This is a genomic window from Brevibacillus sp. LEMMJ03, from assembly GCF_007197875.1.
GTDB lineage: Bacteria > Bacillota > Bacilli > Brevibacillales > Brevibacillaceae > Brevibacillus > Brevibacillus thermoruber.
Genome location: NZ_VKJN01000034.1, coordinates 1 through 10,811 on the forward strand (window position 1 = coordinate 1; position 10,811 = coordinate 10,811).

Here is a 10,811-nt window from a genome sequence, read left to right on the forward strand (position 1 = left end):
GCTTCCCTGCTGGGCGAGCATGGAGCGGAAGCCGGAAACGTGCTTCTCCCCCCAGCAGTCACTTTGTCTACACACTCACAGCGGCGCCATGGTTGGCGCCGCTTTTAGCTTAGGGTTGATACGACTGCTCCAGCGACCGGCGCTCCACCTTCACCCCGCAGCCCAGCCACTCCTCCGCGATGGAGCGGAAATTGTCGGCGTCGCCGCTGGTGAAGAACAGATGGCCGGGAGCCGAAGCCGCTTCGCCCGCCCTCGCAATCGAGGCATGCCGGGTCAGCTCCCGCGCGGTTTCCTCCGCCGAGCTGATCAAGGTGACGGATGGCCCCATCACTTCCTGGATGACGGGGGCCAGCAGCGGGTAATGGGTGCAGCCCAAAATCAGCGTGTCCAATTCCTCCCGGATCAAGGGCTCCAGCGTCCGGGCCACCACCCGGCGCGCCTCCGCCGTATGCTGCTGATGGTGTTCCACCAGCGGAACAAACGCCGGACAGGCCAGGCCCGCCACATACGTCTCCGGCCGGAGCCGCAGCAGGGCTTGCTCGTACGCGCGAGTGCGAATCGTCGTCTCCGTCCCGATCACGCCGATCCGGCCGCTCCGCGTGGCCCGCGCCGCCGCCCGCGCTCCCGGCTCGATCACGCCGATGACCGGCAGCGGCAGAAGCTGCTGCGCTTCCTCCAGGACGACCGCCGTTGCGGTGTTGCAGGCCACTACCAGGGCCTTCACGGGATATTGGGTAACAAACTCAATCATTTGAAAACTGTAGGCGCGTATCTCTTCCGGCGACTTGGAGCCGTACGGGCATCGGGCGTTGTCGCCGAAGTACAGAATCCGTTCGTCGGGAAGCTGCCGCATCACTTCTTTCGCTACCGTCAGTCCTCCCACTCCTGAGTCAATAATGGCAATTGCTCGTTGGTCGCTCATAGGTGTGTCTCCCCTGTTGTGATGTCCATCTCCCAGCATACCACTTTTTTGCGTTTGTGGTATAACCATATGCGGTCCGCCTGTGCCACGTACTCCGCATATGCCGCACCATCGCTGGGCGCTTTTCATACGCTGGAATAGAATAGCGAGATAAGGAGGAATCGCGTTGGAAGAACAGATCAAGCACCTCGTCAACTGGAGCCAGTGGGGCAGCCAGTGGATTGAGCATCTGCGCAAGTCCAAGCAGCTCGGCCGGGAGCTGGAGCGCCACCTGCACAAGTTTGACGAAGCGTTTACGCTTATCGGCCGCAAAGCGGCACAGATAAAGAAAGCCCCTCATCACGAGGCCGTTCCCGCGCTGATCGCCAAGGCGGAAGCGGTGCAAAAGCAGTTTCACCAGTTCCTCCGCCTGATCCAGCACAACGAGCAGGAACAGCCGGAGACCTTGAAGGCCGCCTTTTCCTCGTCCCGCCAGCCGGTGCCCGTCGCCCGTCCCGTACCGGTCGGACGCCATACGCTGCCCCCTCTGCCGTACGCCTACGACGCCCTGGAGCCGTACATCGACGAAACGACCATGCGCATCCACCATGACAAACTGCACCGCAGATACGTGGAGGACCTGAACAAGGCTGAGCTGAAGCTGGCGGAGGCGCGGGCGAGAAACGACTTCGCCCTGATCCGCCACTGGGAGCGGGAACTGGCCTTTAACGGCGCCGGCCACTACCTGCACACGATTTTCTGGCAGGTGATGCACCCGGAAGGCGGCGGCGAACCGCACGGCGATCTGGCGGAATACATCCGGCGCTACTTCGGCTCGTTTGACGCCTTCAAAGCCCAGTTCACGCAAGCCGCCGTACAAGTGGAAGGACCGGGCTGGGCGATCCTCGTCTGGTCGCCGCGGGCGCAGCACCTGGAGATCCTCCAGGCGGAAAAGCACCAGAACCTCTCCCAGTGGGACGTCGTGCCCCTGCTGGTGCTGGACGTCTGGGAGCACAGCTACTTCCTGCAATACCAGAACCAGCGGGACAAGTACGTCAGCAACTGGTGGAACGTCGTCAACTGGCCGGCCGTCGAGGAGCGCTTTCAGCAGGCGAGGCGGCTTCGCTGGCAGCCGTTCTGAAACGCAGCCCCTTCCGTCCCCCGTCTGCCGGAAGGGGCGATGCATTTTATCGTCGTGTCGTCGATGGCCGGCGTCCTCCGATAGACCTGCCCCGTACCGGGACGAAACGCTCCTTGCCGCCTGATGACAACAGCCGGCTGCGTGCAGTGCATTGGCAATTTCCTCCTTTTGCGCTACAGTCAAGGTGACGGCGTTCGGAACAAGTTTCCCGGCTCTGCTCGTCGAATGGACAAAGCGAGCCCGCTGCGCACCTTCCGCCAAAGGACGTGAACCGATCATGCCCGCACTTGTCATTTTTCTTGTGATCATGCTGTCGGCGGCTGCTCTGGCGGTCGGCCTGACCGTCCCCGCCGAAGCGCTTCTGGCGATCATCAACCGCAGCTTCCTGGCCGGCCTCTGCCTGCTCGTCCTCGGCGTGTTTGCCCTCGTCGTCCGCTCGGGCTTTTTTACCGTGTTTGGCGCCGGTTTCAAACGGCTGCAAGCACTCTTCTTCCGCCGTCCACGCGTAATGGAGAGCGACTGGTACACCCTTGACGACCCGGTTTTCGCCCGAAAAAAAGAGACGTTCGTCCGAATCGGAACGTCTCTTCTGCTCTGGGGCGGAGCAGCCCTGGTCTTCTTTTCCGTCGCACTGACCGTCTGGTACTACCGCTAGTCCGCAGCGTACCTGTTCAGCTCATGGACATTCCGCAGCGCCTCTGTCACGTTCCCCTGCCTCCCCGCCGCGACCAGCTCCTCGATGCGCGGGGCGCGCGGGTCATGCAGCCAGCAGGCGGCCTGATGTCCCCCTCCGAACGCGGCAAGCGCCGGCATCTGCCGGTCGCAGATTTCCATGGCGAATTCGCAGCGGGCCGCAAACGGGCAGCCTGCGGGCGGATGGAACAGGTCGGGCGGCGTTCCCTCGATCGGCACCAGCCGCTGTTTCGCCCCGTCCAGCCGGGGCAGGGAACGCATCAGTCCCCAGGTATAGGGATGGCGGGGATGGGCAAACACGTCCTGCACGCGGCCGGTCTCCACGACGACGCCGGCGTACATGACCACCATCCGGTGGGCGATTTCCGCCACCACGCCCAGGTCATGGGTGATGATCAGCACGGACAGTTCCTGCTCTGCCTGCAGCCGCTTCAACAGATCGAGAATCTGCGCCTGAATCGTCACGTCCAGCGCGGTGGTCGGCTCGTCGGCGATCACCAGCTTCGGCTGGCAGGCCAGCGCGATGGCGATGACCACCCGCTGCCGCATTCCGCCGCTGAATTGGTGCGGATACTGGTCGACCCGCTTTTCCGGGTCGGGGATGCCCACCATGCGCAGCATCTCGACCGCCCGCTTTTGCGCCTCTTCCCGCGAGAGCTGATGATGGCGGACAAGCCCCTCGACGATCTGCCTTCCCACTTTCATCGTCGGATTGAGCGCCGTCATCGGGTCCTGGAAGACCATGCCGATCTGCGAGCCGCGAATCTCCAGCAGCTCTTTTTTGCTCATCCCGGTGATTTCTTTCCCCTCAAAGACGACGCGGCCCCCGACAATGCGGCCGGGCGGATTGGGGATCAGCCCCATGATCGCCTGGGCCGTGACACTTTTGCCGCAGCCGCTCTCGCCGACGACCGCAACCGTCTCTCCCTTGTCCACGTGGAAGGAGACGCCGCGCACGGCCTGCACGTCCCCGCCGTACGTCTTGAAGTTCACTTTCAGATTGTCGATGGTCAGCAAATGCTGTTCGGCCATTCGTTCCTCCCCCTTTCTCCTACTCGCGCAGACGCGGATCGAGCGCGTCCTGCAGGCCGTCGCCAAACACGTTGAAGGCAAACATCGTGAGCGAAATCATCAGCGCCGGGAAAAAGAGACGCCACCAGTCGCCGGTGAGGATGACCCCCAGCGCGTCGTTGGTCATCGTTCCCCAACTGGCTACCGGCGCCTGCACCCCCAGGCCGAGAAAGCTGAGAAACGACTCGGCAAAGATGGCCGACGGGATGGTAAACGTCAGGTTGACGATGATCACGCCAAACGTGTTGGGGATCAGATGTTTGAACAAAATGCGGGAAAACGAGGCCCCAAGCACCTGGGCGGCGAGGATGTACTCCTGGGTTTTCACCTGCAGGATTTGCCCCCGCACCAGACGAGCCATCCCCACCCAGCCGGTCGCGGACAGCGCAATGATGATCGTCAGCATGCCCGGCTCCATCACGACCATCAGCAGGATGACGACCAAGAGGTACGGCAATCCGTACAGCACTTCGATCAACCGCATGATGACGGTGTCGATCCGCTCGCCCCGCTTGCCCCTGCCGGCCATGTACCCGGCGATGCCGCCCACCGTCACGCCGATGATCAGGTCGATCAGCGCCGCCGCCACTCCGATCGTCAGCGAGATGCGCGCGCCGTACCAGGTGCGGGCAAACATGTCCCGGCCCAAATCGTCCGTCCCGAACCAGTGCTCGGCGGAAACCGGTTTGTTTTTCATCAACAGGCTTTGGTCGGAATAGCTGTACGGGACGAGATGCGGCCCGATGATCGCCATCGCGACCAGCGCGACGATGATCGCGAGGCCCAGCATCGCCAGCTTGTTTTTGATCAGCTTGCGGATCACCTGCCGGCCGTTGCTCAGGCTCGGGCGGGGCGGAACCGCGTCGGCCTGCGCCCGTTTGGCCAGCGGGCGAAACAGCGGATCGAGTCTCTGTTCCATCGCCACGTTCTATCCCTCCTTGCCGGTCAGTTTGATCCGCGGGTCGATCAGGGTGTACGCCACGTCGATCAGAAAAATGGCCACAATCAGAATCGAGCTGTAAAAGAGGGTCGTTCCCAGGATGACCGGATAATCGCGATTGAAGATACCGTCGACAAAGTACTTCCCGATCCCGGGAATGGCAAAGATTTTTTCTACGACAAACGTGCCCGTGATCAGTGAGGCAATCAGCGGTCCCAGGAACGTGACCACCGGCAGGATCGCGTTGCGGATGCCGTGTCTGACCACGATGGCCAGGGTGGGGAGCCCTTTCGCCTCGGCGGTGCGGATGTAGTTTTGGTTCATCACTTCAATCATGCTCGCGCGCATGTAGCGGGTGATGATCGCCAGCGGACCGAACGCCAGAGCCAGCGACGGCAGCACCGTGTGCTTCCAGGTCCCCCAGGTGGCGACGGGAAAGATCGGCCACTTGATCGCCAAAAAATTGATCAGCAGCGGAGCCATGATGAAGCTGGGGATCGCCACGCCGAGGACGGCCAGGGCCATCGCCGCGTAGTCGAGCCAACGGCCGCGGTTGAGTGCGGCGACAATGCCGAAGACAATCCCGAACACCAGCGCGATCGCGACCGCCTGCGCACCCAGCATGGCCGACGCACCAAATCCGTCCGCGATCATGTCGTTGACACCGCGCGTATCCGACTTGATCGAAGGACCCAAATCCAGCGTGATCAGATTTTTCAGATAAAGGAGATATTGAATCGGCAGCGGTTCGTCCAGGTGGTATTTGGCCCGCAGATTGGCGAGGATCTGCTCCGGCAGTTGATCCGACTCGGACGCGAACGGATCGCCGGGAATCGCATGCATCAGCGAAAAGGTGAGCGTCACGATGATCCACAGCGTCAAGAGCATCATCAGGACGCGCTTTGCCAGGTAACGGGACATGGCTGCTCCTCCTTCCAATTATTTGGCCAATTCGTACATCGCCTGGGCGTAGATTGCCATCGCCCGAAGCAGATCGTCGATCTCTGCGTATTCGTCCGCGAGATGGGCGGTCGACTCTTTTCCGGGGAACACGGGGCCGAATGCCACCCCCGCTTTCAGCGTCTTGGCGTACGTGGCGCCGCCGGAAGCGAGCAGGCGGGCAGGCTCTCCGGTATGCTGCTCGTACACGCGGGAGAGCGTCCGGATGACGGGGTGGTCGGCAGGCACGTAGTGGGACTTGGAGGTGCGCAGGTCTGACACCGTCCAGCCCAATTCCTCGACGCGTGCCTTCAGCCGCTCCACGTACGGCTCTGGCTGCAGGGTGGCGGGATAGCGGATGTTCAGCCGGACCGACCCGCCCGTGCTGCCGTCATAGCGCAGGATGCCCGCGTTGACGGTCAGCGCTCCGCTCACGTCATCCCGACACGCGACGTTCAGCCGCTCGCCGTAGTGGTCTTCGTGCAGAACCTCGGCGAGGAAGCGGAGAAACTCGCGATCGGAACCGGCAAACGGGGTGTCGTGCAGAAAACGGGCCAGCAGCGTGCCGGCGTTGACGCCGTTGAACGGCTCCATGCCGTGGGCCGGTTTGCCGTCGAGTTGAAACGACAACACGCCAGGCGCTCTCTGCTCCAGCCGTCCCGTCACACGGCTGGCGTGGAGAAACGCGTCCCAGCGCTTGGTCACTGCCGCCACCGCAGTTTCCGCCTCCGCTCCCGCCGGAACCGCCACCGAAGCGGCTGCTTTGTCCGGCACGCTGTTGCCCTGATCGCCGGAGACGAACGACAGCAGCCGCCAACCGGCATCCGCCGCTGTTTCGGGCTGTGCGGCCAGCGTCAGCGTCGGGTTGATCTGCCCCTTTTCGGCGTGGATCATCGGAAACGACGCGTCCGGCGAAAAGCCGATCTCCGGCAGTGTTTCCCGCTCGGCGTAGTGCTTCATGCACAGCCACCCGCTCTCCTCGTCCGTGCCGATGATCAGCCGGACGCGTTTCGCAAGCGGCAGGCCCGACTGCTTGAGCAGCCGCAGCGCGAAGTAGGCGGCCAGCGCCGGTCCCTTGTCGTCGATGGCGCCGCGGGCGTAGATTTTGCCGTCGCGGATGTGCGGCTCAAACGGCGGCGTCGTCCATCCATCGCCGGCAGTGACCACGTCGACGTGGACGAGCACTCCCACTTCCTCATCGCTCTCGCCGTATTCCACGTAACCGGCATAGCCGTCCAGGTTTTTCACCGCAAAGCCGTCGGAGCGGCCCAAGGCCAGCATGAAGTCGAGCGCCCGGGCCACTCCGTCGCCGAACGGTTTGCCCGGACCGGCGGTCGACATGTCCTCGATGCTGTTGATCGCCAGAAACGGCCGCAGCGTTTCCAGATACGCGTCCCGCTGTGCCACGGCCTGCCGCTTCCAGTAATCGGCGTGATCGCTCATCGTTTTCCCACCTCCGTTCATCTCCGGCCGCATCCCGCAGCAGGCGAGAAACGCCGCCCCTTTGTCAGACAGTTGGGCCAACCCGCTCCATGATGCAAGGGGAAGACAAGGGCGCGCCGATTCAGCCCCGGTCTTCGCCGCCGCGTCATTGCTTCGCGATCTCCGCCCACTTGTAGTCGATCGTCCCGACGGCATGGCGCACGATTCCCTTCACGTTCGGCTGCTCCATGTAGGCTACCGTTCGGAAATAGATCGGAACGATCGGCATGTCCTCCATGAAGAGCTTCTCCGCTTCGTGCATCAGCCTGAAGCGCTCGGTTTCGTCAGCCGTGCTGCGGATCTTCTGCACGAGCGCGTCGTACGCCTTGTTGCTGTAGTTCACGCGGTTGCCCGGATGGTCCGTGGTGTAGAGTTCCAGGAAATTGTACGGATCCGCATAGTCAGCCGGAATGGTGGAACGGGAGAACTGGAGCTTGCGGGCGCGCTGCTCCTCCAGAAACACGTTCCATTCCTTGTTTGCCAGCTTCACGTCAACGCCGAGGTTTTTCCTGTACATCTCCTGCAGCACCTGGGCAATCGCCTTGTGCGCGTCACTGGTGTTGTAGGTCAAGGTGACGGGCGGCAGGGTGGTCCAGCCTTCCTCTTCCATGCCTTTTTTCAGCAGCACTTTTGCCTGTTCGACGTCATTGTCCTGGAAATAATCGCCGCCCACTTCGCGGAAGTCCCGTCCGTCCGGTTCCAGCAAGCCGATCGGCACGTGGGCCAACGCCGGACGTTCCCCGCCTTGGGTGACGTTGTCGATGATGGCCTTCCGGTCGATCGCCAGGGCAAACGCCTTGCGGATGTTCGCGTTCGTAAACGGCGGCATGGCCGTGTTCATCCGGTAGTAGTACACGGACGCTTCCGGCATCACGCTGGCTTCCCCCGAATCGATCAACTGCTTTTTCAGGTCGTTGGGAACGGATTGGACCGCGTCGAGCTGTCCGGTCTTGTACAATTGGTACTGGGTGTTTTCGTCGTTTACCATCACCCAGTCGATGCCGGCGATCTTGACGGAATCCTTGTCCCAGTAGCCTTCGTTCTTTTCCACCTTCACCGTCTGGTCGTGCACCCATTCCGTCATCTTGAACGGTCCGTTGGTAATGAGCGTGGAGGCTTCCGCCGCAAAGCTCGGGTTGCGTTCCGCCGTCTTTTTGTGAACCGGGAAGAACGTCGGCTGCGTGACGATGTTGAGGAAAAAGCCGGTGGGCGCTTTCAGATTGACTTCCAACGTCTTGTCGTCGAGCGCTTTTACCTTGACGTCGTCGATGCTGCCTTCCCCCTTGTTGAACGCCTCCGCCCCGTCGATAAAGTAGGCCAGGAAGGCGGACGGGAAGGCGTTCTTCGGATCGACGATGCGTTTCCACGCGTATTCAAAGTCGTGCGCCGTTACCGGGTCGCCGTTGGACCACTTGCTGTCGCGCAGCGTAAACGTGTACGTTTTGCCGTCGTCGCTGACCGTCCACGTCTCCGCCATGGCCGGCTGCGGCTTGTGATCCTTGTCCAGCCGGACGAGCCCTTCCATGATCGCATTCAGCACTTCATTGGAGACGCTGTCGTAGCCTTTCGGCGGATCGAGCGACGGCGGCTCCGTTCTCAGATTGAGGCGGAGCTTGGCCGTTGTGTCTGCTTCTCCGCCCGGTTGTGCTGTCTGCCCGCTGTCCGGCTGGCTCGGCGCGGCCGATTGGCTGCAGCCGGACACCATCAGCGCGAGCAGCAGAGCGGACGTGCTCAACACTTTCCATCCTCTGCGCAGATGCATGGCTGACATCCCCCTTTTTCGGTAGGTTGTATGCGTCGAACGGCAGGCGCGGTTGGGCGGCCGTCCGTTTTACGCGCGCAAGGCGGCGCTGTCCCGGTTGAGCGCAAATCTGGTTTCGATGCGCCCGACAGCGGTTCCGCTCATGTTGGTCACGACCGGCTCCGTGTACGCCGCCAGTTCCTCCAGCGGGCCGTCCGTCCCGATGCCCACCTGCCGCAGCACTTCGTTGACGACGGCGTAGAGGGCGCGGGCTCCTCCGTCTTCGATCTTGACCGCAACGCCCAGCCCGGTCTGCCGGTCGCCCAGACAGTAGACCGCTTCCGCCCCCGCCTTGCCGATGACGCGGCCGCGGAACGCGCGCATCAAATCGGTGCAGTAGCGGTTGCTGCCGCCAACCATCTCCGGGTGGGCGGTCATCGCTTCGGTGATGCGGCGGACCGCCTGCCGCCGCAGCGGGTTGGCAATCGCGTCCGGTTTGGCCAGTTTCGCGTACGCCCAGGCGCAATGGGCCAGCGGCAGACGGTGGACCGGCACGCCGCAGCCGTCCGTGGCCAGCGTAATCTTCTCTCGCGGATAGCTGGTCAGGTCGCTGACCGCATCGAGAATGCGCTGCTGGACCGGATGTTCCGGTTGATGGTACGCGGCCAGGTCTTCGCCCATATGGACGGCGGTGGCGATCATCCCGGCGTGCTTGCCCGAGCAGTTGCTGTAAACCGGCGTCAGCGGCCTCCCCTCCCGAAGCAACTGCTTGTAGCTCTCCTCGTCCCGCGGCACGTGGGCTCCGCATTGGAGTGCCGCTTCCGTTTGTCCGCAGCGGGCCAGCATTCCCAACGCCCTTTCGCGGTGGCGGGGCTCCCCGCTGTGCGAGGCGCAGCACAGCGACAAATCAGCCGGTTCCAGTCCGAAATGGTCCGCCGCTCCCGTCTCCACCACCGGGATCGCCTGTATCGGCTTCATGCTGGAACGAGCGAACGTGAGGCGGTGAGGATCGCCGTACCAGTACAGCAGGGTTCCGTTTGCGTCGACGACAGCTACATGGCCGAGGTGGGAGCTTTCCACCGCTTCCCCTCGGAATACGTTGGCAACCACGTTCATGGCTTGTCTCCTTTTGTGCGGAAGTGAACGAATGGGATTCTCCTTCTCCGGGAAAAGCAGCTGAGCGACGATTCGTCGGAATGACTAGAAAATACCGAAAATTCCTGATAGGTTTCCGATGTGTTCCCGAACGAATGGGAATACCATTCTTTTACAGGATAACCGATTATTCTGAAAGAGTCGACCGAAAATGTGAACAGGTCTTGTCGGGTGCCGATCAAACCGGCCCCTTACGGCGCGCACCCCATTGCTGCCTGAAAACAGCCGAAAGAAACAAAAAAACAGCCTTTCGCAAGACTGTTTCCCGTCACATGCCGATGCGCTGTTCAATTTTATGCGTATGCCGCTTGATGCCCTCCACTTCTTTAAACAGCAGGTTCACATCAGCTTGGACGTCCATATGGTTCTTCCGCAAGTCTGTTCGTATGGAGGTGAAATTTTCCGTCAGCAAGATGGCGTAGTGCTTGATTGACTCTTTTAGTTCCTCCTGGCCTTTTTTTAGCTGCTCCTGCCCCTTTTCAAGCTGCTTCAGGCGTACGGTCATCTGTTCCTGGCCCTTTTCGACCCGCTCCAGGCGTTCGGCCATTTGCTTCTGACCGTTTTCAACTCCCTCCAGTCGTTCGGCCATTTGCTTCTGGCCATTTTCAAGCTGCTCCAGGCGCACGGTCATCTGTTCCTGGCCCTTTTCGACCCGCTCCAGGCGTTCGGCCATTTGCTTCTGACCGTTTTCAACTCCCTCCAGTCGTTCGGCCATTTGCTTCTGGCCATTTTCAAGCTGCTCCAGGCG

General features: G+C 61.9%; 11 protein-coding genes. 2 read left to right on the top strand and 9 right to left on the bottom strand.

Annotated elements, in window-relative coordinates; all coding sequences use genetic code 11:
* Nucleotides 1-109: 109 nt before the first annotated feature.
* On the bottom strand, nt 110-922 hold the full coding sequence (gene racE, locus FOI68_RS22325) for a glutamate racemase (protein WP_035300318.1): 813 nt from the start codon (nt 920-922) through the stop codon (nt 110-112).
* Between the two features lie 166 nt (nt 923-1,088).
* Here racE and FOI68_RS22330 point away from each other — a divergent pair, with 166 nt between their 5' ends.
* Complete coding sequence (locus FOI68_RS22330) at nt 1,089-2,042, top strand: superoxide dismutase (RefSeq protein WP_035300320.1); 954 nt, start codon at nt 1,089-1,091, stop codon at nt 2,040-2,042.
* Here the strand turns inward: FOI68_RS22330 and FOI68_RS22335 are convergent.
* Entirely contained in the window at nt 2,006-2,194 is a 189-nt protein-coding gene (locus tag FOI68_RS22335) for a hypothetical protein (protein WP_143864373.1), read from the bottom strand. The two genes, FOI68_RS22330 and FOI68_RS22335, sit on opposite strands and share 37 nt — an antisense overlap.
* Nucleotides 2,195-2,319: 125 nt before the next feature.
* Between FOI68_RS22335 and FOI68_RS22340 the strand changes: the two genes are divergently transcribed.
* Nucleotides 2,320-2,697: a DUF3899 domain-containing protein gene (locus FOI68_RS22340; RefSeq protein WP_035300321.1), complete on the top strand. Its 378-nt coding sequence runs from the start codon at nt 2,320-2,322 to the stop codon at nt 2,695-2,697.
* On the opposite strand, the gene FOI68_RS22345 is transcribed toward FOI68_RS22340, so the two are convergent.
* The 7 genes from FOI68_RS22345 to FOI68_RS23660 form a co-directional block, all read right to left on the bottom strand.
* On the bottom strand, nt 2,694-3,767 hold the full coding sequence (locus FOI68_RS22345; RefSeq protein ID WP_143864374.1) for an ABC transporter ATP-binding protein: 1,074 nt from the start codon (nt 3,765-3,767) through the stop codon (nt 2,694-2,696). The two genes, FOI68_RS22340 and FOI68_RS22345, sit on opposite strands and share 4 nt — an antisense overlap.
* Before the next feature lie 19 nt (nt 3,768-3,786).
* A complete protein-coding gene (locus FOI68_RS22350; RefSeq protein ID WP_185974026.1) occupies nt 3,787-4,725 on the bottom strand; it encodes an ABC transporter permease in 939 nt (312 codons plus the stop codon).
* Nucleotides 4,726-4,734: 9 nt separating this feature from the next.
* Nucleotides 4,735-5,667, bottom strand: coding sequence for an ABC transporter permease (locus FOI68_RS22355; RefSeq protein ID WP_143864376.1), 933 nt, complete (start codon nt 5,665-5,667; stop codon nt 4,735-4,737).
* An 18-nt stretch (nt 5,668-5,685) separates the two neighbouring features.
* On the bottom strand, nt 5,686-7,128 hold the full coding sequence (pepV, locus tag FOI68_RS22360; protein ID WP_143864377.1) for a dipeptidase PepV: 1,443 nt from the start codon (nt 7,126-7,128) through the stop codon (nt 5,686-5,688).
* Nucleotides 7,129-7,273: 145 nt separating this feature from the next.
* A complete protein-coding gene (locus tag FOI68_RS22365; RefSeq protein ID WP_143864378.1) occupies nt 7,274-8,929 on the bottom strand; it encodes a peptide ABC transporter substrate-binding protein in 1,656 nt (551 codons plus the stop codon).
* A 69-nt stretch (nt 8,930-8,998) separates the two neighbouring features.
* A complete protein-coding gene (locus FOI68_RS22370) occupies nt 8,999-10,024 on the bottom strand; it encodes an asparaginase (RefSeq protein ID WP_143864379.1) in 1,026 nt (341 codons plus the stop codon).
* A gap of 307 nt (nt 10,025-10,331) precedes the next feature.
* Nucleotides 10,332-10,811 (bottom strand): hypothetical protein (locus FOI68_RS23660; protein WP_185974025.1); only part of this gene is annotated, 480 nt, incomplete at its 5' end.

Bases quoted from the DNA above. Each gene is read 5' to 3' on its own strand.
- FOI68_RS22345 (WP_143864374.1), bottom strand. From the start codon at position 3,767: ATGGCCGAACAGCATTTGCTGACCATCGACAATCTGAAAGTGAACTTC.
- racE (WP_035300318.1), bottom strand. From the start codon at position 922: ATGAGCGACCAACGAGCAATTGCCATTATTGACTCAGGAGTGGGAGGA.
- FOI68_RS22335 (WP_143864373.1), bottom strand. From the start codon at position 2,194: ATGCACTGCACGCAGCCGGCTGTTGTCATCAGGCGGCAAGGAGCGTTT.
- FOI68_RS22365 (WP_143864378.1), bottom strand. From the start codon at position 8,929: ATGCATCTGCGCAGAGGATGGAAAGTGTTGAGCACGTCCGCTCTGCTG.
- FOI68_RS22370 (WP_143864379.1), bottom strand. From the start codon at position 10,024: ATGAACGTGGTTGCCAACGTATTCCGAGGGGAAGCGGTGGAAAGCTCC.
- FOI68_RS22355 (WP_143864376.1), bottom strand. From the start codon at position 5,667: ATGTCCCGTTACCTGGCAAAGCGCGTCCTGATGATGCTCTTGACGCTG.
- pepV (WP_143864377.1), bottom strand. From the start codon at position 7,128: ATGAGCGATCACGCCGATTACTGGAAGCGGCAGGCCGTGGCACAGCGG.
- FOI68_RS22350 (WP_185974026.1), bottom strand. From the start codon at position 4,725: ATGGAACAGAGACTCGATCCGCTGTTTCGCCCGCTGGCCAAACGGGCG.
- FOI68_RS22340 (WP_035300321.1), top strand. From the start codon at position 2,320: ATGCCCGCACTTGTCATTTTTCTTGTGATCATGCTGTCGGCGGCTGCT.